The following is a 24754-nucleotide window of genomic DNA, read 5'->3' as shown; positions in this document are numbered from 1 at the left end:
CCTCAATGGAAGCTGCGGCCGCCGTCGACCGCCATGGCGATGCCGGTGACGAAGGAGGAGTCCGGTCCACTCAGCCAGACGATGGCGGCGGCGATCTCGTCCGGGCTGGCGATCCGTTCGAGCGCATAGCGCGCCTTGACGGCCTCCAGCGCGGCCTCCGGATCGGCGGCGCCGTCGAGGCTGGAGCGGAACAGGTCGGTGTCGACGGCTCCGGGGCAGACCACGTTGACGCGGATGCCGAAGCCGGCCGCCTCCAGGGCGAGCGCCTTGGAGGCCATCTGCAGGCCGGCCTTCGAGGCGCAGTAGGCGGTGCGGTGTTTCAGCGGCGCGAGGCCGGCCGCGGAGGAGACGTTGACGATGGTCGCACCGCCGGCCGCCGCCAGATGCGGCCATGCCGCCTGCATCACGGTCATCGGTCCGGTCAGGTTGACGGCCATCACGCGCGCCCAGTCGGCGGGCGACATGGCGCCGATCGGGGCGACCAGATCGATGCCGGCCGCGTTGACCAGCCCGTCGAGGCCGCCGAGCCGGGACGCGGCCTCCGCCACGGCAGACTGCACGGCGGCCGTGTCGGTCACGTCGGCGACCACGGTGACGAGCGCGTTGCCGGGCAGGGCGGCGGCGAGGTCGGCCAGTGCGGCGGCATCGCGGTCGAGGGCCGCGACGGCGGCACCTTCGGCGGCGAGGCGGGCGACCGTGGCGCGGCCGATGCCCTTGGCGGCGCCGGCAACCAGGATGCGCCGGTCGGCAAACGGCAGGGTCACCACATGGGGGCCGGCCAGCGGCGGGCTCACCGGCGGGCCTCGGCGCGCGCCCGTTCGAGGCCCGGGCGCATGTCTTCGACCATCTCGTCGCAGCGGCCGATCCAGACGCCGGAATGGCCGAGCGCATACTGGATGAAGGCCTCGAGCACCTTCAGGCGCGACGGCTGGCCGATGATCTGCGGGTGCATGCCGACCATCATCATGCGGTCCTCGGCATGGAGTACGTCGAATTCGGACTTCCAGGCCTCCAGGAGCGCCGAGGGCGCCTGCATGGTGCGGCCGGGCAGCACGATCGAGTATTGGAAGAAGGGCGCGTCGTCGAGCACCCAGCGGAACGGCAGTTCGACCAGCCTGGTCTCGCGGCCCTCGACGGTGTGCAGGTAGGGGGAATCGTCGTCGAAGAAGTTCGACGAATAGTCGAAGCCGTATTCGACCAGCATCGGCATGGTGATCGGGCTGATCTCGGCCGCCGGCGAGCGCCAGCCGCGCGGGGCCCTGCCGCTGACCCGCTTGATCGACTGCCAGCCGCGCTCCATCTCCTCGCGCTCCTGCTCGGGCGTCAGGCTCAGGATCCAGGCGTGGCTGTAGCTGTGATGGGCCAGTTCGTGGCCGCGACGCAGGATCTCTTCGATCAGCGCCTCGCGCTGGTCGATCACCAGGCCGGGCACGAAGAAGGTCGACTTGATGCCGTAGCGGTCGAGCAGGTCCAGGATGCGGCCGGTGCCGACCTTCCAGCCATAGGCGCCCTGCGACATCAGGATCGGCCGGTTGGCATAGGCCGGATCGCGCGCGGTCCACATCGTCTCGGCGTCGAGATCGAATGTGAGGAAGAGGGGAAAACCCTTGCTGGTCAGCGGCATGGCGCGAGCTTTCTTCAGACGAAGCGATGCAGGCGGAAGCGGCGCTCCGCCAGGATGAGGACGATCGCGGTGGCGAGGATCAGAAGCGTGGAGACGGCCGCGACGCTCGGGTCGATGCCCATCTCGACGGAGGAGAAGATCAGCACCGGCAGGGTGGTCTGGTTGGCGCCGATCAGGAAGATGGTGACCGGCACGTTGTCGAGCGAGGTGATGAAGGCGAACAGGGCGCCGGCGACCACGCCGGGCAGGATCAGCGGCAGCGTCACCAGCCGGAACGCCTCCAGGCCGGTCGCGCCGAGCACCCGGGCCGCCTCCTCCAGCGCGCCGTCGAGGCCGGCGAGGCTCGCCAGGGCGGAGCGCACGATATAGGGCACGGTGATGACCACATGGGCCATCAGCAGCCCGAACAGGGTGCCGCGCAGGCCGGTCAGGCTGAAGAACTGCAGCAGCGCGACGCCGACCACCACCGCGGGCATGACCAGCGGCGCCATCAGGAAGGCGATGATCGCCTCCGAGCCGGGCAGGGTGCGCCGGAACAGGGCATAGGCGGCGGCGACGCCGAGCACGGTGGAGACCAGCGTGGACCCGAAGGCGAGGATCAGGCTCATCCGGATCGCCGCCAGATAGGTCGGATCGGCCAGCACCTTGCCGAACCAGGCGAGCGTCAGGCCCTTGGGCGGGATGGTCAGGTAGGAGGTGGTCGAGAAGGCCGCCAGCACGACCACCAGCACGGGGATCTGCAGGAAGACCAGCACGGCGATGGCCGCCGTGGTCACGGCCCGTCCGGGGCGGTGGTCGGCGCCGTCGCTCATGCCATGCCCGCCCAGCGCCGCGCCAGCCGGCTCGACGCCCAGATGATGCCGATCGCCATCAGGGCCAGCGCGAAGGACAGCGCCGATCCGCTCGGCCAATCGAGCAGTTGCACATATTCGTCGTAGATCAGCGTCGCCATGACCTTGTAGGTCGGCCCGCCGAGCATCCGCGGCGTGACCAGCGCGCTGATGGTCAGGACGAAGACCAGGATCGACCCGGCCAGGATGCCGGGCGCCGACAGCGGCAGCGTCACCGAAAAGAAGACATGGGCGCGGCTCGAGCCGAGCGTGGCGGCGGCGGCCTCCACGTCGCGCGGGATGTTGCGGATCGCGGCGACCAGCATCAGCACCATGAAGGGCAGATAGATGTGGGTCAGGCCGATCATCACGCCGGTCAGGTTGAACATCAGCTTGATCGGGGCGGAGATCAGGCCGAGCTGCATCAGGAGAGTGTTGACGAGGCCGCGGTTGGCGAGGAGCACGATCCAGCCGAAGGAGCGGACGACGAGATTGAGCAGCATCGGGAAGACGACCAGCAGGATCAGCGGCACACGCCACGTTTCCGGGCCACGCGCGATCAGCCAGGCGACCGGATAGCCGAGGATCAGGCTGGCGAGCGACACGCCGAGTCCGAGCCCGAGGGTGCGCCAGATCACCTCGCGGTAGTAGTCGTCGGTGGCGATGCGCAGATAGTTCTCCAGCGTCCAGACGCCCTTGGCGATGCCGGACCCGGGCACGTAGCTGCCGAAGCTGGTCGGCAGCAGCATCAGCACCGGCACCAGGAAGAAGGCCGCCAGGACGAGGCCGAGCGGGGCCAGGATCAGGAGGGCGTGCCGGGCCTGGATCATGACGCCGCTTCCGGCGCCATGGCGAAGACCGCCTCGGGCGGGATCACCAGGGTGACCGTAGTGCCGGGCGCCAGATCGGCCGCGGCGCCTTTCGAGCCGGTTTCCGCGACCAGTTCGACGCCCTCGGCAATCCGCACGACATATTGCACCCGCGCACCCGAGAAGGAGCGCAGCAGGACGGTTCCGGGGATGCCGGGCGCGCCGTCCGGCCGGTCGGTGCCGGCGACGGCCCCGACCTCCGCCATAAGCCCGATGGCCTCCTGGCGGATGATCACGCTGGCTTCGGCGCCGGCCGGCAGGTCGACGGCGGCTGCGGCGAGTTCGACCCGGTCGCCGATCCGGACCCGGCCGCCCGACCCGTCGCGCCGGACGACGCGGCCGGCGAGCCGGTTCGGCCGGCCGATGAAGCCGGCGACGAAGGCGGTCGCGGGCCGGTGGTAGATGTCCTCGGGCGGGGCGAATTGCTGCATCACGCCGCGGGCCATGACGCCGACCCGGTCCGACATGGTCAGCGCCTCGCCCTGGTCGTGGGTGACGAACAGGGTGGTGATGCCGACGTCGCGCTGCAGGCGCTTCAGCTCGATCTGCATCTCCTCGCGCAATTGGGCATCGAGGTTCGACAGCGGCTCGTCGAACAGGAGCACGCGCGGCCGCGGCGCGATGGCGCGGGCGATGGCGACACGCTGCTGCTGGCCGCCGGAGAGCTGGCGCGGCATGCGGTCGCCGAAGGCGGCGAGGCGCACCATGGCGAGCGCCTCGCGGACGCGCCGCTCGAGCTCAGCGCCGGCGACCTTGCGCCGGCGCAGCCCGAAGGCGACGTTCTCGAACACGGTCAGATGCGGGAACAGCGCATAGGACTGGAACACCAGACCGAGGCCGCGCCGGTTCGGCGGCAGCCGCGTGACATCGTCGCTGCCGATCAGGATGCGCCCGCGGCTCGGCTCGACCAGACCCGCGACCATACGCAGGATGGTGGTCTTGCCGCAGCCGGACGGGCCGAGCAGGGAGACGAATTCCCCCTCCCGGATGGTCAGCGAGATGTCCCGGACGACCTCGGTGTCCCCGTAGGACTTGCCGAGCGCCTCGAAGGTCAGCGTGCTCATGGGCGTGTCCCGCAGCGGCGCGGCGGCCGGATCAGCGCGCCACCTCGCGCTGCCAGCGGCGGGTCCAGTTGGCCGAGTTCTTGGCGATCAGTTCGGGATCGATGAACCAGGCCTTCTCCAGGCTGTCGCCGTTCGGCACGATCTTGGCGACCTTGTCGGACAGCTTCACCTTGGTGTTGACCGCGCCGATATAGGCCTTCTCGGAGAAGCAGCCCTGGCCCTCGGCGGACAGGATCTGGTCGAGGAACTTCAGTGCGAGATCGGCCTTCGCGGTGCCCTTGGGGATGACGACGGCCGGCAGGATGCCGACGGCGCCTTCCTTCGGATAGGCGACGGCGAGCGACAGGCCCTTGTCCATGGCAACGCCGGCACGGTCCGGATACCACGGCGCGACGGCGATCTCCTCGCGCTCGAACAGGGCGAGCAGCTGGTCGGCCTGGGTGTAGAGAACCGCCGAACCCTTGGCGATCGGCTTGATCGCCTCGAAGCCCGGATCGGTATTGTCCAGCGTGCCGCCCTTGGCCTTGTTGAGCGCGAGCAGGTAGTGCAGGCCGGAGGTGCCGGTGATGTCGCCGATCGCGTATTTGCCGGCATAGGCCGGGTCGGCGAGGTCGAGCCAGGAGCTCGGCGGCGTCTTGACCAGCTTCGGGTTGTAGACGAGGGCGGTGGCGCTGACCATGGCGACGACGTAGCTGTCGTTCTTGCCCCAGGCCGAGGCGATCACGTCCGGCGCGCTCTTCAGCTTGGTGCGGTCGATCTTGTCGGCGAGGCCCTCGCCGTTCAGCTGGGCGGCGAGCGAGTTGTCGATATAGACGATGTCCATGTCCGGCTTGCCGCCGGTGGCGCGGACCGCGGCGGCGAACTGCGAGGAGTTGCCGAGCTTCAGGGCGACGGTGGCGCCGGTCGCCTTCTCGAAGGCGGCGACATGGCAGGCCTTGACGTTGTCGGCGAAGGACCCGCCGAAGGAGCCGACCACGAGCTCCTCGGCGCCCGCCGTGCCGGTCAGGCCGACGGTCAGGACGGCGGCGATGGTCGAATTGCGCAGCGACAGCGACATGATGAGCCCTCTCCTCGATTCCGATCCGTCGATGCGGCCCTTCTATCCGCGCCGCATCCGGTCAGCGCATCAGGGCCGTCATTGCTGGTCTTGTCGGCGCACCGGCGACCGCCCCGGCCGATCGGCCGGACTGTCGGAGCGTCTGACGAAGGTCAGGATGGCACGGGTCGAAATGTCTTTCAAGAAAGATAATTGGAAGATATCCTGTCGAATGAATGAATGCGACAACCGCGGCTTGAACCGCCGGCCGGGTTGGGTCACAGGACATGGCTGCGGGGGGAGAACGACGATGGGCAGGGAAGCGGCACAGCGGATCGACGGAACCGTGGCCGATGCCCTGTCGGACGGGGATCGGGTCGGTGCCGGCATCCGCCGCTGGCAGCGCGAATTTCCCGGCATCGACAGTTCCGGCAAGGCGATCGTCGGCCGGCTTCTGCACCTGAACGAGGTCTATCTGGCGGCGATCAACAAGACGCTGGCGCGCCACAAGCTGAAATATCCGGCCTTCGCGGTTCTGGCGACGCTTCGGGTCGAGGGTGAGCCCTACCGGATGAGCCCGAAGGCCCTGCTCGACACCCTGATCCTGACCTCGGGCGGCCTCTCCAACCTGCTGCGCCGGCTTGAGAAGGCCGGCTACATTCGGCGTTTCGCCGACGCCACGGATGGCCGCGGCGTGGTGGTCGAACTGACCGAACTCGGCCGCCGCGTCGTCGAACCGGCGATGCGCGACCACGCCGAAACCGAACGCCGCCTGACTGCCATCCTGTCCGGCCCCGACCGTGAGGCCGTCGAGCGCGGACTGGCTCTGCTGATGATCGGCCGGGCCTGAGGGGGCCGGAAGCGGCAGCCGCCCTGGCGCCAACACGGGCAGGCTTTTTGACGCCCGCGCATGCGCACCGCGGGGCGGTCAGTCCGACCGTTTGGTTGCGGCGCCGCCGTTGGCGGGGGCGATTCACCGTTTCCGGACATTTTTGGCACCTGCCGACGATCTGTCAGCACTATTGACTGGACTTCGAGAAGCGGCGCGTGGCGTTCCAAATTCGGCGCGTCATCCGCGCATTGCGGCCAGGCTGCATTCTCAGCGAGGACTGACATGCCGCTTGCGAAGGCTGCCGACAAGGCGCGGGACTGGGTCGTGGACAAGGCCGCGCCGCTCTGGTGGGCGCGCGGGCGCGACCCCGCCGGCGGCTTCGTCGAGCGGATCGGGCTCGACGGGGACGCCCTGCGCGAGACGCGGCGGGTGCGCGTGTCGGCGCGCCAGGTCTATGCCTTCGCGGTCGCGGCGCGGCTCGGCTGGTGCGGTCCGGTGGAACAGGCGGTCGCACAGGGTCTCGCGTTCCTGCGCGGTCCCGGCAGCACCGCTTCGGGCGGGATCGCGGCGCGCATCGCCGTCGACGGGACCATCCTGGATGCCGGGCCCGATCTCTACGACCAGGCCTTTCTGATGCTGGCGTTGGCGGAGGCGCAGCGGATCACCGGCGATCCGGCGCTCGAACCGCAAGCGCTGCGGGCACTCGACCTGATCGAGCGCGACCTGCGCCACCCGGTAGCCGGTTACGAGGAGCGCCGGCCGCGGCAATTGCCGCTGCGCGCCAACCCGCACATGCATCTCCTCGAAGTCGCCATCGCCTGGATGAGCGTCGGCACGAGCCCGCGCTGGCGGAGCCTCGGCCGACAGGTCGTCGCGATGTGCCGCGATCGTTTCCGCGATCCCGAGACCGGCGCCCTGCTCGAAGTCTTCGACGGCGACTGGCGACCGCTCCGTGGCGATGACGGCGATTCGGTCGAGCCGGGCCATCTGTTCGAATGGACCTGGCTGCTCTGGCGCTGGCAGGCGCTGACCGGCGAGGCGACTGCCGCCATGGCGCTGCGCTTCGCCGAGATCGCCCGCCGTCACGGCGTCGACCGCGACCGCAACGTGGCGGTCGACGAGATCGGGCGCGATTTCCGGATCAGGCGCGCCACGGCGCGGGCCTGGCCGCAGACCGAGCGCCTGAAGGCCGGCATCGCCTGCCGGGACTGGGCCGCGCCGGGATCGGCGGCCCGTTCCGAGGCCGAGGCCGAAATCCTGTCCGCCTGGTCGGCGATCGAGCGCTATCTTGACGTTGCGGTGCCGGGACTCTGGCGCGATCGGATGCAGGAGGACGGCCGTTTCGTCGAGGAACCGGCGCCGGCGTCGACCTTCTACCATTTCGCCTGCGCGGCGGCCGAGTTGGCCGCGATGGCTGAGTTGGCCGCGATGGCCGAACTGGCCGCGGCGGTCGAGTTGGCTGCGGCGGCCGAACGCGGTACGGCGCTTCGGGCGGCCGAACCGGTCACGGTCCCTTGATCGAGGCGATCGGGGCTCGAAGCCCCGGATGGCGGTTGGTAGGACTTTTCAAATCCGCGCGGACGAATGAAGGAGCGGGAATGTACAAGCGCATCTTAGTGACCGGCGGGGCAGGGTTTCTCGGCTCCCATCTGGTCGAACGCCTGCTCGACCGTGGCGACGAGGTCCTGTGCGTCGACAATTTCTTCACCGGCACACGGCGCAATATCGAGCATCTGATCGGCCATCGCCGCTTCGAGCTGATGCGCCACGATGTCTGCTTCCCGCTCTATGTCGAGGTCGACGAGATCTACAATCTCGCCTGTCCGGCCTCGCCGATCCACTACCAGCACGATCCGGTCCAGACGACCAAGACCAGCGTGCACGGCGCCATCAACATGCTGGGCCTTGCCAAGCGGCTCCGCGCCAGGATCCTGCAGGCTTCCACGTCCGAGGTCTATGGCGATCCGGTCGTCCATCCGCAGGTCGAAAGCTATTGGGGCAACGTCAATCCGATCGGCATCCGCTCCTGCTACGACGAAGGCAAGCGCTGCGCCGAGACGCTGTTCTTCGACTACCATCGCCAGCACAAGCTGAGGATCAAGGTCGTCCGCATCTTCAACACCTACGGTCCGCGCATGCATCCCCATGACGGGCGCGTGGTGTCGAACTTCATCGTCCAGGCCTTGCGCGGCGAGGACATCACCATTTTCGGCGAGGGCCTGCAGACCCGCTCCTTCTGCTATCGCGACGATCTGATCGAGGCGATGCTGCGCATGATGGACACACCCGACGACGTGACCGGGCCGATCAATATCGGCAATCCGGACGAGTTCACGATCCGCGCGCTGGCCGAACAGGTGATCGAACTGACCGGCTCGAAGTCGAAGATCGTGTTCCGGCCGCTGCCGCAGGACGATCCGCTGCAACGCCGGCCGGACATCGGCCACGCCCGCGAGATCCTGCGCTGGGAGCCCAAGGTCCCGCTGCGCGAGGGCCTGGAAAAGACGATCGGCTATTTCGAGGGCCTGCTCGGCAGCGGCGTCGTCGGCGGCGCGCTGGCGTCGCGCACGGAGGCCTATGCGTCCGGGGGCATGGGCTGACGGCCCGGCCGGGTCGGCCACCGGGCTTGTCCGGCGGCCGACCCGATCGCGATAGCCGCGCGGCGGCTCAGTCGTCCTCGCCCTCGTCCTCGCCCATGCTTCCGGCATTGGGGAAGAAGGGCAGGGAGCGGAAGCGCGTGCCGGTCAGTTTCGCATAGGCATTGGCGACCGCCGGGGCGACGCAGGGCACGCCCGGTTCGCCGACGCCGCCGATCGGGCTGCCCTGCTGCACGATGGTGACCGCGATCTGCGGCGTCTCGCGCATCTTGAGCATGCGGTAGTTGTTGTAATTGCGCTGCACGGTGCGGCCGGCCGAGAAGGTGATCCGGCTCCACATCGCCGCGCCGAGCGCCTGGATGATGCCGCCCTCCATCTGCGCGGTGACCTGGTCCGGATTGACGGCGATGCCGCAATCGATGGCGCAGGAGATGCGGTGCACGGTCAGCGCGCCGGTCGTCGGCGCCGAGATCTCCGCCACCTGGGCGACGATGCTGCCGAAGCCGATCGTCATGGCGATGCCGCGGGCCCGGCCCGCCGGCGGGGTCGTGCCCCATCCGGCCAGCGCGGCGGCGGCGTTGAGCACGGCGAGGTGGCGCGGCGACGCGGAGAGCAGCCTCTGGCGGAACAGGAGCGGGTCGACGCCGGCCGCAAGCGCCGCCTCGTCGATCGCCGATTCGACCACGAAGGTGTTGTAGGAATGGCCGACCGAGCGCCAGAAGCCGACCGGCGCCGTGGTGGTGTGGCGGACATAGTCGACACGCTTCGACGGGAAGGCGTAGGGCAGGCCAATGGCGCCGTCGACGGCCTGGCTGTCGACCATCGTGCCGGGCACGCCGAAGCGCAGCAGGATCGAGGGCGTCACGATGCGGTTCGACCAGGCGGTCGGCTGGTTGTTGGCGTCGAGACCGATCCGGACCCGCGACAGGGCCATCGGCCGGTAGAAGTCGTGGGTCATATCCTCTTCGCGGGTCCAGGTCAGCTTGACCGGCTTGCCCGGGACCGCCATGGCGATCTTGACCGCCTCGGTGACGAAATCGGTCTCGAACTTGCGGCCCATGCCGCCGCCCATGAACATCGGATGGACGATGATGGCGGTGGCCGGCAGGCCGGTCAGCTTGGTGACCACGCCGACCACCGAGGGCGGCGCCTGCGTCGAGGCCCAGACCTCGCAGGACTGGCCGGGCGTGTAGAGCACCGTGCAAGCCATCGGCTCCAGCGTGGCATGGGCCATGAACGGCGCCGAATAGGTCATCTCGAGCTTCTTCGGCGAGCCGGCCCAACTGCCCTCGGCATCGCCGAGCAGTTCGGCGTTGAGCGGCGTGCCGGACGCCATCAGGGTCTGCGCGGTGGCGTCGATCTTGGCGCTGTCGATGTCGGTGGCGCCGACGGGCAGGATCCAGCTCGGGCTGAGTCTGGCGACCGCATTCTTGGCCGCCCAGGTGTTGGAGGCGACCACGGCGACCGCCGTGCCGAGATTGACCGCCTTGAGCGTGCCGGCCGGCGTGGCCGGGGCGTAGGTCGGCGACAGCGTGCCGCCATGCACAGGGGAGTGCTTGACGGCCGCATAGACCATGCCGGGCAGGCGCACGTCGATGCCGAAGACGGCGCTGCCGTCGACCTTGGCGGGGATGTCGGTGCGCGCCACCGAACGGCCGATCAGGCGGCCGTTGCCGACCAGGGCCGGGCTCGATGGCGGGGTCTGCTGCGCGGCGGACGCCGCGAGCGCCCCATAGGTGGCGGTCTGGCCGTTGACCGAGACCGTGCCGGAGGCGGCGACCGCATTGCCGAGCGAACCGCCGAAGCGGGCGACGGCCGCCATCTTGAGCATCTCGCGGGCCTTCGCGCCGGCGACGCGCAGGCCCTGGTAGTAGCCGCGCATCGACATGGAGCCGCCGGTGACGCCGCGCATCGCCGGATCCGCATAGGTGAAGTTGCCGGCCGGGGCATGCTCGACCTTGACCTGGTTCCAGTCGACCATCAGCTCCTCGGCCACAACCTGGGCGAGGCCGGTCATGATGCCCTGGCCCATCTCCTGGCTGCCGCACAGGATCGTGACGGTGTTGTCGGCGCCGATCAGCAGCCAGTTGCCGACATAGGTGCCGGTGAGGCCGCCGACATTGGTGGTCGTCGTCGTGCCGGTCGGCGTCGTCGTGCCGCCGCTGCCGCCTCCACTGCCGCTGCCGCTTCCGCTGCCGCTGCCGCTTCCGCCACCGCCCTTCTTGGCGTCCGCCGTCTGCGGGCCGAAGCCGATGGCAAGGCCGGCGAAGGCGGCGGCGCCTTGTCCGATCAGGGTGCGGCGGCTGACTGTGGTGGGATCGGGGGTGTTCTGATGGATCGTCATGGCGAACGGGCTCCTCGAATGGGCATGCGGGATCGGCGGCGGTCCGGCGGCTCCGTCCAGGGACGGCGCACGACCGGATCGGCGATCAGGCGGCGATGCCGGCGGCGGCCTTGATGGCGGCCTTGATGCGGGGATAGGTGCCGCAGGCGCAGACATTGCTCATGGCGGCGTCGATCTGGGCGTCCGTGGGCTTCGGCGTCTGCCGGAGCAGGGCCGCGGCCTTCATCAGCATGCCCGACTGGCAATAGCCGCATTGCGGCACCTGCTTGGCGATCCAGGCCAGTTGCAGGGCATGGCTGCGGTTCGGCGACAGGCCCTCGACCGTCGTGATCTGCTTGCCGACCGCCTCCTTGACCTCCATGTCGCAGGAGCGCTCCGGCTCGCCGTTGACCAGCACGGTGCAGGCGCCGCACACCTCGATGCCGCAGCCGTATTTCGTGCCCGTCAGGCCGACCACGTCGCGCAGCACCCAGAGCAACGGCATGCTGGCCGGCACGTCGACCGAATACGACTTCCCGTTGATGGTAAGCTTGTACATGTCTCGTTCCCCAAAGGCGTTTGGGGCGCCAAGACCGAGCCGTCCCAAGGTCGTGTTCGCCGGGGCGGACCGTACGTCACCAAATGTTAAGTCATGTTTACCTGCCGTGTAAGCGTCATCTCAGCTCGGCGCGAGAATTCGAATGGAATTAGCGATTGATTCGATGCAAAGGCTTCGCAAACGTGTAAAGCCGGGGGCGATCGATTGGGAATTGCCTTGCTGCCGACGAATCGCTTGAGGACGACAGCGGTCGTCGTGTCTTGAATTGCCTAATGAATCCTATGGGAAATCCGCGGAATTTCATAAATTGCGCCAGAAGGCTCATGGTTCCACGGCGCAAACCCCGCCTTCCGATGTTACCCGAAGAGGCTGACGAGAGCCTGACCCTTCGTCGGTTTATTGGCAGAATTTCCAAATATTCGTGAGGATCGAATTTCAGATTCCTCAGTACAAGACGTCAGCGTCACGACATTCTCGCTATGAAGAATGCATCATGTGCCGACCGTCCAGTGAATGTGGCTCCCGATCGGGGATGATTACGGCTGCCATAGGCCGGCATGTCGATGAGATCTGGCGTGATTTTAGGTCTTGGACGGATTTTGATCGTGACGCGTGGGGACATACGATGAAGTACGGACGCCATAGCTTTGCCGGCCTGCTCGGCTTGGTCGCCGCCTTGGCCTTCGTTCCGGATGCGGATGCGCTGACCGGGGTGCAGGTCGGTCCCAGCGGCAAGACCTATGCGTCGGGCGGCATCGAATGCGCGCTACACCCGGTCAACGGCATGGCGCCGATGGTCAAGGCGGGACTCTACAATGCCAAGAAGAACGCGAAGGCGACCATCCTGCTCAACCGGGCCCCGGTGGCCAGCGTCAATTTTTCCAGCCCCGACGCCACGGTCTGGCTCGGACCGCAGGTCGATACCGTCGCGGTGGTGCTGAAGGGCGCCGGCACGGACAGCTTTACGTTCGACGCGACGCCGGATCCCGGGCAGGCGAATATCTGCATTCCGAGCACCGTCGGCAATGCGGTGACGGGCGATGTCGAATATGCCGCGAGCCGCAAATCCTCCATGACCGTGGTGCCCGGCTGCGCTCTGAACGGGGCGACCGGCCGGGCGCAGCCTTTCGTCAATCTCTTCGCCAACGGCGCCTACCTGCTGAATGTCTCGGTCAACGGCGTTCCTCTGACCCAGTTGAACGGCACGACCCGGCGCAGCACCCCGGTCTTCCTGGTCCCGGGTCTCAACGTCGTGACCGCCGCCAACGGGGCCGCCTCGACCGATTCCTACGTCCGCGACGGCGGCACCGGCACCTGCACGCTCCCCTGAGAACCAGACCGGGATGCGGCGCCCGGTCCGCCGGGTGCCGCAATCCCGGCGCTATCGCCTATTTTGAACCGTTCGTTCGCGACCCCTCGTGCGGGCCGGACCCTTCGCCGGTTGGCTCGATACCGGCCCCCGCCGCCCGCATTGTCTCCGTTTGCGCGGCCGTTCCCGCCACCCGCGTGGCCCGGAGCCGCCCGCAAAGGCCCCGCGCCATTCCGGTCACCCGGCCATGGCGAAGCCTACCGTCGGGTCTGCGCTCTGCAGGGCCGGACTGCATTTCCAGGGCGTCCGTGATAGAAGCCACCCGGCCGGAAAGCCGGTAGCTTGGCGGTCCCTCGACGCCCCTTGTCCGGATCGCCTTTCCAGGAGACGTCCCATCCATGGCCGGTCCGAACTATTCGCTCGCCGGAAAGCGCGTCTGGGTGGCCGGGCATCGCGGCATGGTCGGGTCCGCCATCGTGCGCCGGCTCGGCTCGGAAGACTGCACGGTGCTGACCGTCGATCGGGCGGAGGCCGATCTGCGCGATCAGGCCGCGATCCGGGCCTGGATGGACAAGGCGCGGCCGGACGCGGTCTTCCTGGCGGCCGCCAAGGTCGGCGGCATTCTGGCCAACGACAGCTATCCGGCCGATTTTCTCTACGACAACCTGATGATCGAGGCGAATGTCATCGAGGCCGCGCATCGCATCGGCGTCGAGAAGCTGCTTTTCCTCGGGTCGTCCTGCATCTATCCGAAATTCGCCGCCCAGCCGATCGCCGAGGATGCCCTGCTGACCGGTTCGCTGGAGCCGACCAACGAATGGTACGCGATCGCCAAGATCGCCGGCATCAAGCTCGCCCAGGCCTACCGGCGCCAGCACGGTTGCGACTTCATCTCGGCCATGCCGACCAACCTCTACGGTCCCGGCGACAATTTCGATCTCGCCTCCAGTCATGTCATGCCGGCGCTGATCCGCAAGACGCACGAGGCCAAGCAGCGCGGCGACGCCGAGATCGTCGTCTGGGGCACCGGCACGCCGCGGCGCGAATTCCTGCATGTCGACGACTGCGCCGACGCCTGCGTGCATCTCATGAAGAGCTATTCGGATGCCGGCCACGTCAATGTCGGCTCCGGAACGGACGTGACCATCGCCGAACTGGCCGCGCTCGTCGCCCGGGTCGTCGGTTTCGGGGGCGCCGTGCGCTACGACACTTCCAAGCCCGACGGCACGCCGCGCAAGCTGATGGATGGTCGTCGGCTGGCCGGGACCGGCTGGCGCGCGCGGATCGGCCTGGAGGATGGAATTCGATCCGCCTATGGGTGGTTTCTCGATCGCCGCTGATCGACGAATCCAATGCTCTCTAATATATTCATGTAACGGATTTTAAGGGGCTTGGATGTAGCGTCACCCCACTCTCGGCTCGATCCCAATGTTGGAAGCCGATGCGACCGGGCATCCCATGGCGCTTCGCTTTATCTCGTTCTTTTCTGCCAAGGCACGCGCTGTCCGCATCGTGGTTTTTTATGCAGGATTTGCAACTCTTTGGATATACGCTTCGGACACGCTGCTGGCCCAGATCGCCGATCCGGCGAGTCTTGCCGAGCTGGCGAAATACAAAGGTCTGTTCTTCGTCGCCGTAACCTCGCTGCTGCTCCACATGGTGCTGCGCAACGGACCGCTTGAGGCGGCGGCGGGCGAGGAGGCGATCCGGCTTCGGTTGTGGGAGCCTCTGGCGGTCGGCGCCTCGGTCCTGGCCGTGGGCATGATCGCCATTCTGGTCTATCGCGCCGAGGATAGCGCCCTCCGTCAAGGCGTCTTCGACCACTTGGAGGCGACCGCCGAGGCCCGCGGTCAGGCCATCTCCGATTGGCTGGCCAGCCGTCAGCACAGCCTGGAGGCGATCGCCCGATCCGCCTCGGATGCGTCGGGGGAACCGCTCCACCGCGTGACGATCGACCGGACCATGGAGGCCGCCCGGGACATTTTCGGCTTCATCGCGATTGCGCTGGTCGATGCCGACGGGAACTTGCTGGCGGGGAGTGCCGATGCCAGACCGGACGCGGCCATGCTGCAACGCATCGCGGCCATGTCCGGGCGGGGCGTCGGGCGTGCCCCTCAGGTGACCAGCCTGGTCGACCTGCATCGCCAGGCCGACGGTCATACGCATTTCGGGGCGATCGTCCCCGTGCGCAACCTCGTGGTGCCGCCGCTCCGGGCCGGCGACCCGGCGGGGGCACCGGCGCTGCCCGGCGCGCCCGTGCAGGCCTTCGTGGTCGGCGAATGGTTGCCGGATCTGCCGTTCTTCCAGCGCATGGCCGGCGGGGACAGGTCGCGCACTCTACTGATGCGGACGATGGACGGTCGCCTGCAGACCGTGTTCGGACGGACACAGACCTTCCTGCCGGGCGACGCCGGAGAGGCCGGAGAGGATTCGCCGGAGGCGGTCTTCGCCGCGACCGGGCACCGGCGGATCGAGGCGCAGGATGGCGACGGCACGGGCATTCTGGCGGCTGCGGTGCGCCTGCCGGTGCCGGGATGGTTCGTTCTGACCGAGATCGACGAGAATACCGCCTTGGCCGGCCTGCGCCACCTTGCCGTTGCGGCGGCGGTCTGCGTCGCGGTCGCCTTCGGGGCCAGCCTGGCCCTTGGCCTGTTCCTCTGGCAGAGGCAGCGCCTCGGGGTGGTCCTTTCCGACCTTGCCCGTCAGCGCGAGGCGCAGGCGGCCGAGGATCGCTATCGGGTGACCTTCGACCAGGTGCCGGTCGGGATCGTCCAGATCCGGGCGGGCGGCGGCTTCGGCCGCTGCAATCGAGCCTTTCACGAGATCACCGGGATCGGCCCGGAAGACCTGGAGACGGGGACGCCGCTCGGTCTTGTGCATCCCGACGAGCGGTCCGCCGTTGCGGTCTCCCTGTCGATGCTGTTCTCCGGCGAGCGACAAGTCATGTCGTCCGAGCGTCGGCTCCTGCGGCCGGACGGCAGCATGGTGATCGTCGCGCTCACGGCGACCAGCGCGCTCGATGCCAAGTCCGGCGAGCGGACGGTGATCGCCACGCTCCAGGACATCACGGCGCGCCGCCAGGCCGAGGACGCGTTGCGGGCCAGTCAGGAACGTTTCGATCTGGCGATGCGCGGCGCCAATGACGGCGTCTGGGATTGGAACCTCGTCACCGGGACGATCTACTTCTCCCCGCGCTGGAAGGCGATGCTCGGCTATGGCGAGGACGAGATCGAGGACCGGATCGAGAGCCACGACGCCCTGCTGCATCCGGACGACCGCCAGGCCGCGCACGACCAGACGGCCGCGATCTTCGACGGGCGTCGCGATTCCTACGCGTGCGAGTTCCGCATGCGCGCCAAGAACGGCGAATGGCGCCATATCCTGTCGCGCGCCTTCGTGGTGCGCGGCGCCACCGGTGAACCGATCCGCATGGTCGGCACGCATGTCGACCTGACCAAGCAGAAGCGCGACGAAGAGGCGTTGCGACAGGCCGCCGCTGTCTTCTCCAACACGCAGGAAGGCGTGATGATCACCGATCCGACCGGTCGGATCATCGACGTCAATCCGGCCTTCACGGTGATCACGGGTTGGAGCCGGGCGGAGGCCGTCGGCCGCCCGGTCAGCATCCTGAACTCCGGTCTGCAGGACAAGGCCTTCTACGAGGCCCTGTGGTGGGAGATCAACGAGAACGGCCACTGGCAGGGCGAGATCTGGAACCGCCGGCGCAGCGGCGAGGTCTATCCGCAATGGCTGACCATCTCGACCGTGCGCGACGCCCAAGGCCGCCCGGTCCGGCGGATCGGCACCTTCATCGACATCGGCAAGCTGAAGACCTCGGAGGCCCATCTGGCCTTTCTGGCCAATCACGACGTTCTGACCGGCCTGCCCAATCGTGCCACGCTGATGAACGCGATCGGCCAGTCGCTCGGCAATGCCGCCGCCTATCAGTCCGGCGGTGCGGTCCTGTTCTTCGATCTTGATCGGTTCAAGACAGTCAACGACAGTCTCGGTCATGCGGTCGGCGACGAACTGATCGTGGCAGTCGCCAACCGGCTGAAGGAGGGGATGCCGATCGGGGCGGTTCTGGCCCGGCTCGGCGGCGACGAATTCGTCGCCGTGATCCACGGCGTCTCGGATCGCGATGCCATCGGGATTCAGGCCGAGCATTGGCGCCGCCAGTTCGACCAGCCCTTCACCCTGTCGGGCGGCCGCAGCCTCTACGTCACCGTCAGCATCGGCGTCGCCGTCTTTCCGGGCGACGGCGATCACGCGACCGATCTCCTCCAGCATGCCGATGCCGCGCTCTATGCTGCCAAGGCGGCCGGGGGCGACACCGTGCGCTTCTATACAGGCGATCTGACCGAAGCCGCCTCGGCCCGGCTCGACACGGAAATCGGCTTGCGCCGCGCGATCGACAACGGCGAATTCGAGCTCTACTACCAGCCTCTGGTCAGGACCGCGGACGGGCGCGTCCGCGGTGTCGAAGCCCTGATCCGGTGGCGCCACCCCGTGCATGGTCTGATGGAGCCCGGACGGTTCCTGGCCATCGCCGACGAGACCGGTCTCGTCCTGCCGATCGGCGAATGGGTGCTGCCGGAGGCCTGCCGGCAATTGCAGGCGTGGCGCGAGGCCGGGGTCGCCCTCGACCTGGTCGCCGTCAATCTGACGCCGCGCGAATTCAAGCGAAGCGATATCGTCGAGCGCGTGGCTTCGGCCCTGTCGGCGGCCGGCCTGCCGGCCCGCTGCCTGGAACTGGAAATCACCGAAGGCGCGCTGCTCGAACACGGCGAGGGGCTGGACCGCCGCCTGGCCGAACTGAAGGCGCTCGGCGTGCGGCTCGCCATCGACGATTTCGGGACCGGCTATTCCTCGCTCGCCTATCTGAGCCAGCTGCCGATCGACAAGCTGAAGATCGACAAGAGCTTCGTGCGTAAGCTGATGGAGGACGGTCCCTCGCGCGAGATCGTCCGCACGATCATCGGGCTCGCCCACAATCTCGGCATCGTGGCGCTTGCGGAGGGCGTCGAGACGGCCGGGCAATTCGACGCGCTGCGGGCCATGGGCTGCGAATATGTCCAGGGCTACTATTTCTCGCGTCCTGTTCCGCACCGCGACATCCCGCTCATGCTCGGCGCCGGCCCGACCGCGGTCGCCCGCGTCCTGCAGGCGTCGGCGGACGTTGAGGCGGTGTCGGTCGAAAGCGCAGGCGCGCCGCTCGAAGCTCGTGGTTACCGGTCGGCCTCGCTATAGTCGGCAGCGACCGCCACCGGCCGGGAGTGTCTGCGACCATGACGTCTGCTTCGGGTTCGAGCCTCGTCCCCCTGGTCCTGGGGATGGTCATCCTGTTCCCGCTCGCTCTCGTCGGCATGTTCGCCGGCATTTCGAAGCTGCTCGCCGCGATCGGCGGCTGGGGACGGGTGGCTGAGCGCTACCGGGCGCGGGCGCCGGTGTCCGGGCGCCGCTTCTCGATGCAATCCGGCCAGATGGGCCTGGTCAACTATCGCAACACCCTGACCATCACGGTCACACCGGAAGGCCTCCACATCGCCATCCTGCCGCTGTTCCGGATCGGACATCCGCCGCTCTTGATTCCCTGGACGGCGATGCGCAACGGGCGGCGCAAGCGTCTCTTCTGGTGGCAGCTGGTCGCCTTCGACATCGGCGAGCCGCGGCTGGCCACGCTGGCGGTGCCCGCCGCGCTTTTCGAGGGGCGCGAACTCCCGATCTGAAGCGGACCGTCGGCGCCGGCCGAAACCGTCGACTGAGCTCCGATCGCAGCAGAGTCAAGAATTGATGAATCGGATCGAGAGAATTGTATCCGGGACGGCACCGGCTACGAACTCAGGAAATGCGTAGATATTCATAAATATGCTATTCATAGCTTCGCATTATCTTGAGCGTCGTCGAAGTCCTGAAGGCGAACCGGTCCATGATCGTCCTCCTCGCGGTGGCAGTCCTGAGTGGCCTCCTGTCCGGGCTCTTTTGCCGGGTGAACGCCCTTGCGCTGCTTTCGCTGGCGGCATTGGCGCTGCATGCGGTCGCGGCCCTGGTCTGGGGCTGGGCGCCGGGCTCCGCCATTCTGTCCGTTCTGGCCGTGCAGATCGGTTTTGCCGCCGCGCTGCTGATCGGCGCCATGGATCTGGTCGGGCCGCTGCCCGCCGACCCGCTGCCCGCCGACCCGGTGCGCAAGCGGGCGCTGCCCGAAACGGCGCGCCGCACGCCGCACGGCCTTCGCCCCTAGACGAACCGGTCCCCCGCCGCCCTCCGTCGCGACCGTCGGCAAACCCGGCCGCCGGCAACGATGCTGTTCCCGTCCCCGGCGCCCGACTGTCACATCGCCATTGTGGAAGATCACTAACGTGCCCGGCTGTGGCCGAATCCGGTCCTGCCCGCAGCGGCCGGCCCGGATTGCGCCGCAGGTCGCTGCCGGGGCGGGCTTTGAATCTTCTGCACGGATTCGTGCTGCTCCCGGTTCTCGAAGCGGCGGGCTTTCGGGGCGAGCGGCGCTTTGCGCATCGTCCGGGGCTGCGCCTTCAGTCGCGGGACATCGGGGATGCACCAGTCGTCCGACGCCTTCCTCCAACTGCTCGCCGATCTCGGGGCGGAAATCGGCGAAGACCTGTCGCCCGATCCGTCCGGCGTCCTGACCCTGGTTCTCGACGACGAGAGCTTCTCGCTCGAAAGCCCGGAAGGATCGAGCTTCGTCTACCTGCAGGCCGCCATCCGTCGGCTCGGCCCGAACCGCGCGGCCGATCTGGAAGCCGCGATGCGGCTCAATCTGTTCGGGCACCCGCTGTCCAACGCCTGGCTCGCGCTCGATCCGGAGGGCGATGCCCTGCGCCTGTGCTGCGCCATTTCGCTCGACGGGCTGGATACCGCCCGGCTGACCGCCTTTCTGGAAGCCTTTGCGACGGCGATCGGCGCCTTGCGCCACAGCGACGCCCTCCCGGCGTCCGGAACGCTCGATACCGAGATCGCGCAGCATTTCGTGCGCATCTGACCGTCACGTTCGAGCGCCGGGGGGCAGCCGTGGTCGATACCAATCTCAGCATCAAATCGGGCTTCTCCCTGCGCGCGCTTTTCGGCGGCGGCAAGACCCAACAGGGGTCGGTCCATGCCTTCAAGCGGGCCAAGACTACGGACAAGCCGAAAGTCGCCTCGCAACACCGCTACAAGGGCGACCATGTCCTGACCCGCAAGGGGCATCGCGGTGCCCTGCTGCTCGGACGCCTCGCCAAGGGCGATCCCGGCGGCGCGATCCAGCGCAAGAAGACCCAGGTCGGCGGCCAGGTCCAAGTCGGAAACGTCCAGGGCGGGAACGTGCAGGGCGGGCAGGTGCCGCTTGTCCAGGGGCAGGGTGGCCAAGTCCAGGGTGGCCAAGTGCAGGGTGGGCAGGCTCCGGCCAAGACCTTCGGCGAGAAGCTCGCCGATCTGCGCAAGGGGGCGACGGCGCTTGAGGAGGGCTTCCGCAACCTGCTGATGAAGGACGTTCCGCGCGAGACCTTGACGACTCCGCAGGAGCGCCTGGCCCGGGAGACGGCTCTGGTCGGCGACCAGTTGAAGTTGAAGGGCGATGCGGCAAAGCAGCAGGCGGTCGTCGGCGACCTGCTGGTCGACCGGCGCACGGCGCTGGCGACGGCGCGCGATCATCTGCATCGGCTGGAAACGACCGATCCGATCGACCCGGAGGCGATCCGGCAGGCCAAGGACGACATCGCCGGACTGGAGGGCGCCGTCGCCGAACTTCTCAAGCTGCGCGACCGGATCGTCGCGACCCAGATCGGTGCCGAATTCCCGCGCCTGGGCGCGAACCTGGACGGCCCCCTGACCAAGGGCGGCGTGATGACCGCGCTGTGGTCGCTGCACAATGCCAGCCACGGCATCGGCCGCCCGGGCGTGAGCGAGGCGACCGTGCGGCAGGTCGGCCGGATGATCGACGAATTCGGCGCCGGCCGCGAGCCGGTCCTGACCGATGGCGGCGAGCCGTTCACGCTGGCGGAATTCCGCGAGGCGCTCTCCGGCTATGGCGAGGCGCTCGGCAACCTGCACGGCCAGGAGGCATCCGCCAAGGCGCGGGGCGAGATCGACCGGCTGGTCGCCGAGATCGGCATGCGGCTCGACGCCCGCGATGCGGTCGCCAGCTTCGGGCGGATCCTCGACAAGGATCCCAAATTCCCGCTCGGCGGCGCGATGCGCTCCATCGCATCGGCCCTGCCGAACATTCGCGACAACGGCGACAGCCTCGACCCGGTCCGGCGCGGCAAGGCTGCCGAGGGGTTGTCGACGCTGGCCGGCATGATCCGCGACGGCGAGACCTTCGAAGGCCTGCAGGGTCACGATGCCGCCTTCGACAGGGCGTGCCTGCCCTTCGAGGAAGAGCGCGGCGCCCGGCAGTCCGTCGCCACCATCACGGCGCGGTTCGAGCGCGACTACGGGCCGCTGCCGAAAGACATCCTCGATCTCGCGCAATTGCGGGAAGAGGACCTGAAGCCGGCCGACCGCGACAAGCTGCTCGACTATTTCCGTCCGCTGCGCCGCGATCTCGCCCACACGCTGTCCGAATGCCGTGCCCTGCGCGAGGCGCCCGCCGAGGGCCGCAAGGCCGCGCAGCTCCGCCACGAACTCGGCGAGGTCAACCGCCGGCTGGCCGACGTGCTCAGCGTCGATCGCCGGCGCTGGTACAAGCCCTGGACTTGGGGGCAGGGTTCGGTGCGGGTCTTCAACGGCGCGCCGTCCAGCATCCGCAAGGATGCGGCCCTTCTGAAGGCGTTGAAATCCTTCGGCAACGAGGCCTCCGGGCGCGATGTCGCCTTCCTGATGGCCCGGATTGCCCATCTCGAAGCCCAGACGCTGAAGGCCGAACACCATGCGCTCGGGCTGCATCCGGGTCTCGATCTCGCCTCGCTCGACCCGCAGCCGGGATCGCCGCTCGCTCATGTCGGCATCTCCAACGAGGACCTGCGGGCGATCGGCGTCACGCCGACCGACCTGGCCGAGGTCGAGACGCTTGTCGGCCAGATGAACCGGCAGGGCGTCGGCGGCGTCGACGATGTCCATCAGGTGACGAAGTCGATCAACGATGTCGCCCGCATCGTCCTGAAGAGCGGACTGACCCAAGGCATGATCGACGGCTACCAGGCCGAGAGCAACCGGGCGCTCGGCTCGGAAGTGCTCGATATCCTGGTCGGCGATGCGGATGCACGCTACCGCAAGGCCCATCTGATGCCGGTCCGCACCGAGCGCACCGGCGGTCGCTCCGGCCTGTCGCTCGACGACCCGACGGTCTCCGGCCACTTCAAGGACGTCGCAAGCCAGATCCGGCGCGATCTGTCGGGCGGCGATCCGCAGGATCCGGTCTGGACCGGCCTCGTCGACCAGGGCCGCCAGTATCGCGGCCTGGAGGATGCGATCGTCGAGGTCTACCAGGACTATCGCGGCGTCGAGGACCGGATCGAGGCGAGCCGCAAGATCATCACGGACGCCAATGCCGACGACCAGCGCGGCATCAAGGTCAGCGCGAACGATCCGCGCGGGTTGCGCAGCGCCAAGAGCGTCCTGGCCGCGCTGAAGATCAAGGAGGAGTATGACGCCGCGATTCAGCGCCGCGACCTGCCGGCGGCCCGCGATGCCGAGCGGCGCATGAACGGCCTGCTCGACGATCTGCGCGGCTACGACACCGGCTCGATGCACCGGTCCGGCTGGGCCAAGATGACCGCGCGCCTGCGCGAACGTCCCGATATCGGCGAACTCGCCAAGTTGAAGGATGTCTGCGAGGCGATCGTCTTCATCCGCGAGACCGGGCCGTCCCTGCTCGAAAAGCACGGCGGCGAGATCGAAACCGGCGGCGGCGCGCTCGACGATCTGGTCGCGCAGCGGCGCCAGGCGCATCCTCAGGTCATGGGGCGGGTCACCGACATGGTGCGCGCCGCCGTTCTCTCGGAATGGGCGGCCGGCGGGTTCAGCCATGCCAAGACCGATCTCACCGTCAAGGACGGCGTCTCTGAGACCTTCGACCCCGGCACCGATCCGGCCCGCAAGTCGATCGAGACGCGGCTGAAAGGCTGGGGGCTCGACCTCGACGCCTTCGCGCCGGAGATCGATTCCGTCCTCTACAGCCGCATGAGCGCGTCCGACATGCGCCAGTGGTTCCAGGAGGCCCAACTCTCGCCCGAGACCGTCGACCGGATCCGCGTCGAGAACCCGGCCTTCTTCTCCAAGGCCGGCATGGTCGATCTGATGAAGTCGATCGGCCACGGCTTCACGCCCGACGGTCTGCTCAATCGCAAGGTGATGGACGAGAGCACCAAGTCGAGCCTGATCTCGATGCTGTCGAGCTTCCAGGAGGGCGACAAGCTCGACCTGCGCGCCGGCCAGCGCATCACGCTCGACAGCGGCAAGATTCCCGTCGAGCCGAGTGGTCTGGTCGGCATCAAGGCGAAACTGTCCGGTGCCCATATCGGCCAGTTCGAGATCGAGCGCGGCAGCGACGGCTTCAAGCTGCATCTGCGCACCGGCGGCGAAGGGCGCGGCAATCTCGACCTGGTCGTCGGCAAGAAGTTCGATGTCGCGCCCGGCGTCGAACTGACGGCGGAAGGTTCGGTCGGCGTGGAAGGCAGCGTCGGCTACCTGTCCGGCGTCAGCATCTCCTTCGCCAACAGCCCGGAAGGCTGCCAGGCGATGGTCAATCTCGTCGCCAAGATGGTCGACGGCGGCAAGATCGACCTCTGGGACTGGCAGGACGCCACCGATGTCGGCGGCACCTCCGAGACGCGCGGCCGCATCGGCGCCAATGCGCAGGTGACCGGCCGTGCCCAGGTCGGCGGCAAGGGGCCGAAGCTGTCCGGCGTCTCCGACACGCTCGGCGTCGGCATGCAGGCCCAGGCGCAGGTCGGCCTCTCGACCGGGCGCAAGGACGTGACCACCGAGAGCCAGCGCGAGATCACCCGCAAGGGCGAGGTCGACGTGACGCTGACGGCGGGAGCCAACGTGTCGGTCTATGCGCGGCTCTACAATCCACTCAACATGGGCACCGGCGCGCTTGCCGGTCTCGGCGGCCAGCAGGGGGCCAACCAGCATTTCGGCATGTCGTCGGGCAGCGACGGCATCAAGGGCACCTCGGACGACAAGCCGCTCTACAACATCACCGACAATGTCCAGAACACCGATCTCGTCGGGATCGGCGTCTCGACTTCGGTCTCCTGCGTCTCGAAGTGGAAGCAGGTTTCCGATCCCGACGGCACCTTCAAGAAGGTCGAGAAGGTCCGCCAGGCCAATCTCAGCCAGGGTCTGATCCAGGCATTCGCCGCCGTCGACACGCCGGAAATGCAGCGCATTCTGAACGCGCCCGGCAACGAGGTGTTCCGCTCCGACTTCCAGGCCTTCATGAAGCTGATGGGGCCGCGCGACTCCATCGCCGTCACCTACAGCATCAAGGCGGAGCGGCTGGCGGAGGCGAACGAACTGATCGTGCGCGCCAATGCGTCGCGCCGGCAGGGCGACGGGCGCATGGCCGAACGCCTGGAGCGTCAGGCGCGCGCGATCGTCAACGACGACGCCAACTATGTGCCGGCCAAGATCGGCCTGATCACCACCAGCCTGCGCAAGGAGGAGGTCACCAACCTCAATGCCCGCTGGCTGAAATGGGACAGCTTCTCGGACGGCAAGGCGGAGCATACCGGCGTCACCCTGCAGGTGCCGCCGCCGAAGTGAGC

General features: G+C 68.1%; 18 protein-coding genes. 10 read left to right on the top strand and 8 right to left on the bottom strand.

All coding sequences use genetic code 11. From position 1 onward, the window contains the following. Positions 1 to 2 precede the first annotated feature (2 nt). Genes KL771_RS12565 through KL771_RS12540 form a run of 6 tightly spaced genes read right to left on the bottom strand, consistent with a single transcriptional unit; the run spans position 3 to position 5444 of the window. Positions 3 to 794 (bottom strand): SDR family NAD(P)-dependent oxidoreductase, encoded by a 792-nt coding sequence (locus KL771_RS12565; RefSeq protein WP_261968895.1) that lies wholly within the window; start codon positions 792 to 794, stop codon positions 3 to 5. Continuing rightward, entirely contained in the window at positions 791 to 1624 is an 834-nt protein-coding gene (locus KL771_RS12560) for a polysaccharide deacetylase family protein (RefSeq protein WP_261968894.1), read from the bottom strand. The genes KL771_RS12565 and KL771_RS12560 overlap by 4 nt, the downstream gene beginning before the upstream one ends. Before the next feature lie 14 nt (positions 1625 to 1638). After that, complete coding sequence (locus KL771_RS12555; protein WP_261968893.1) at positions 1639 to 2436, bottom strand: ABC transporter permease; 798 nt, start codon at positions 2434 to 2436, stop codon at positions 1639 to 1641. Then, positions 2433 to 3284, bottom strand: a complete 852-nt coding sequence (locus tag KL771_RS12550; RefSeq protein ID WP_261968892.1) for an ABC transporter permease — start codon at positions 3282 to 3284, stop codon at positions 2433 to 2435. Before KL771_RS12550 ends, KL771_RS12555 begins: the two co-directional genes overlap by 4 nt. Further along, positions 3281 to 4387 (bottom strand): ABC transporter ATP-binding protein, encoded by a 1107-nt coding sequence (locus KL771_RS12545; protein ID WP_261968891.1) that lies wholly within the window; start codon positions 4385 to 4387, stop codon positions 3281 to 3283. Before KL771_RS12545 ends, KL771_RS12550 begins: the two co-directional genes overlap by 4 nt. Positions 4388 to 4418: 31 nt before the next feature. Beyond that, positions 4419 to 5444: an ABC transporter substrate-binding protein gene (locus KL771_RS12540; protein WP_261968890.1), complete on the bottom strand. Its 1026-nt coding sequence runs from the start codon at positions 5442 to 5444 to the stop codon at positions 4419 to 4421. Positions 5445 to 5733: 289 nt separating this feature from the next. Between KL771_RS12540 and KL771_RS12535 the strand changes: the two genes are divergently transcribed. From KL771_RS12535 to KL771_RS12525, 3 genes are all read left to right on the top strand, one after another. Further along, positions 5734 to 6273 (top strand): MarR family winged helix-turn-helix transcriptional regulator, encoded by a 540-nt coding sequence (locus KL771_RS12535; protein WP_261968889.1) that lies wholly within the window; start codon positions 5734 to 5736, stop codon positions 6271 to 6273. 264 nt (positions 6274 to 6537) lie between these two features. After that, complete coding sequence (locus tag KL771_RS12530; RefSeq protein ID WP_261968888.1) at positions 6538 to 7773, top strand: AGE family epimerase/isomerase; 1236 nt, start codon at positions 6538 to 6540, stop codon at positions 7771 to 7773. 80 nt (positions 7774 to 7853) lie between these two features. Further along, complete coding sequence (locus tag KL771_RS12525) at positions 7854 to 8855, top strand: UDP-glucuronic acid decarboxylase family protein (protein WP_261968887.1); 1002 nt, start codon at positions 7854 to 7856, stop codon at positions 8853 to 8855. 67 nt (positions 8856 to 8922) lie between these two features. On the opposite strand, the gene KL771_RS12520 is transcribed toward KL771_RS12525, so the two are convergent. Both KL771_RS12520 and KL771_RS12515 read right to left on the bottom strand, forming a co-directional pair. Continuing rightward, positions 8923 to 11196: a xanthine dehydrogenase family protein molybdopterin-binding subunit gene (locus tag KL771_RS12520; protein ID WP_261968886.1), complete on the bottom strand. Its 2274-nt coding sequence runs from the start codon at positions 11194 to 11196 to the stop codon at positions 8923 to 8925. Positions 11197 to 11281: 85 nt separating this feature from the next. Then, on the bottom strand, positions 11282 to 11734 hold the full coding sequence (locus tag KL771_RS12515; protein ID WP_261968885.1) for a (2Fe-2S)-binding protein: 453 nt from the start codon (positions 11732 to 11734) through the stop codon (positions 11282 to 11284). Between the two features lie 625 nt (positions 11735 to 12359). Between KL771_RS12515 and KL771_RS12510 the strand changes: the two genes are divergently transcribed. From KL771_RS12510 to KL771_RS12480, 7 genes are all read left to right on the top strand, one after another. Further along, positions 12360 to 13064 (top strand): hypothetical protein, encoded by a 705-nt coding sequence (locus tag KL771_RS12510; protein ID WP_261968884.1) that lies wholly within the window; start codon positions 12360 to 12362, stop codon positions 13062 to 13064. A 377-nt stretch (positions 13065 to 13441) separates the two neighbouring features. Continuing rightward, on the top strand, positions 13442 to 14383 hold the full coding sequence (gene fcl / locus KL771_RS12505) for a GDP-L-fucose synthase (protein ID WP_261968883.1): 942 nt from the start codon (positions 13442 to 13444) through the stop codon (positions 14381 to 14383). A gap of 118 nt (positions 14384 to 14501) precedes the next feature. Next, positions 14502 to 18293 (top strand): bifunctional diguanylate cyclase/phosphodiesterase, encoded by a 3792-nt coding sequence (locus KL771_RS12500; protein ID WP_261968882.1) that lies wholly within the window; start codon positions 14502 to 14504, stop codon positions 18291 to 18293. Between the two features lie 38 nt (positions 18294 to 18331). After that, positions 18332 to 18772, top strand: coding sequence for a hypothetical protein (locus KL771_RS12495; protein WP_261968881.1), 441 nt, complete (start codon positions 18332 to 18334; stop codon positions 18770 to 18772). Between the two features lie 200 nt (positions 18773 to 18972). After that, the gene (locus KL771_RS12490; RefSeq protein WP_261968880.1) at positions 18973 to 19284 is read left to right on the top strand and encodes a hypothetical protein; all 312 of its coding nucleotides are present in this window, start codon (positions 18973 to 18975) and stop codon (positions 19282 to 19284) included. A 312-nt stretch (positions 19285 to 19596) separates the two neighbouring features. Further along, positions 19597 to 20043 (top strand): type III secretion system chaperone, encoded by a 447-nt coding sequence (locus KL771_RS12485; protein WP_261968879.1) that lies wholly within the window; start codon positions 19597 to 19599, stop codon positions 20041 to 20043. A 29-nt stretch (positions 20044 to 20072) separates the two neighbouring features. Next, complete coding sequence (locus KL771_RS12480) at positions 20073 to 24752, top strand: hypothetical protein (protein WP_261968878.1); 4680 nt, start codon at positions 20073 to 20075, stop codon at positions 24750 to 24752. The last annotated feature ends 2 nt before the right edge of the window (positions 24753 to 24754 follow it).

This window comes from Prosthecodimorpha staleyi (assembly GCF_018729455.1).
Taxonomy (GTDB): Bacteria; Pseudomonadota; Alphaproteobacteria; order Rhizobiales; family Ancalomicrobiaceae; genus Prosthecodimorpha; species Prosthecodimorpha staleyi.
This window is presented reverse-complemented; position numbering and strand designations above follow the sequence as displayed.

What these genes read in the sequence shown, in the direction of transcription:
- KL771_RS12560 (WP_261968894.1), bottom strand. Translation starts at nt 1,624, where the DNA reads ATGCCGCTGACCAGCAAGGGTTTTCCCCTCTTCCTCACATTCGATCTC.
- KL771_RS12555 (WP_261968893.1), bottom strand. Translation starts at nt 2,436, where the DNA reads ATGAGCGACGGCGCCGACCACCGCCCCGGACGGGCCGTGACCACGGCG.
- KL771_RS12550 (WP_261968892.1), bottom strand. Translation starts at nt 3,284, where the DNA reads ATGATCCAGGCCCGGCACGCCCTCCTGATCCTGGCCCCGCTCGGCCTC.
- KL771_RS12545 (WP_261968891.1), bottom strand. Translation starts at nt 4,387, where the DNA reads ATGAGCACGCTGACCTTCGAGGCGCTCGGCAAGTCCTACGGGGACACC.
- KL771_RS12540 (WP_261968890.1), bottom strand. Translation starts at nt 5,444, where the DNA reads ATGTCGCTGTCGCTGCGCAATTCGACCATCGCCGCCGTCCTGACCGTC.
- KL771_RS12535 (WP_261968889.1), top strand. Translation starts at nt 5,734, where the DNA reads ATGGGCAGGGAAGCGGCACAGCGGATCGACGGAACCGTGGCCGATGCC.
- KL771_RS12530 (WP_261968888.1), top strand. Translation starts at nt 6,538, where the DNA reads ATGCCGCTTGCGAAGGCTGCCGACAAGGCGCGGGACTGGGTCGTGGAC.
- KL771_RS12525 (WP_261968887.1), top strand. Translation starts at nt 7,854, where the DNA reads ATGTACAAGCGCATCTTAGTGACCGGCGGGGCAGGGTTTCTCGGCTCC.
- KL771_RS12520 (WP_261968886.1), bottom strand. Translation starts at nt 11,196, where the DNA reads ATGACGATCCATCAGAACACCCCCGATCCCACCACAGTCAGCCGCCGC.
- KL771_RS12515 (WP_261968885.1), bottom strand. Translation starts at nt 11,734, where the DNA reads ATGTACAAGCTTACCATCAACGGGAAGTCGTATTCGGTCGACGTGCCG.
- KL771_RS12510 (WP_261968884.1), top strand. Translation starts at nt 12,360, where the DNA reads ATGAAGTACGGACGCCATAGCTTTGCCGGCCTGCTCGGCTTGGTCGCC.
- fcl (WP_261968883.1), top strand. Translation starts at nt 13,442, where the DNA reads ATGGCCGGTCCGAACTATTCGCTCGCCGGAAAGCGCGTCTGGGTGGCC.
- KL771_RS12500 (WP_261968882.1), top strand. Translation starts at nt 14,502, where the DNA reads ATGGCGCTTCGCTTTATCTCGTTCTTTTCTGCCAAGGCACGCGCTGTC.
- KL771_RS12495 (WP_261968881.1), top strand. Translation starts at nt 18,332, where the DNA reads ATGACGTCTGCTTCGGGTTCGAGCCTCGTCCCCCTGGTCCTGGGGATG.
- KL771_RS12490 (WP_261968880.1), top strand. Translation starts at nt 18,973, where the DNA reads ATGATCGTCCTCCTCGCGGTGGCAGTCCTGAGTGGCCTCCTGTCCGGG.
- KL771_RS12485 (WP_261968879.1), top strand. Translation starts at nt 19,597, where the DNA reads ATGCACCAGTCGTCCGACGCCTTCCTCCAACTGCTCGCCGATCTCGGG.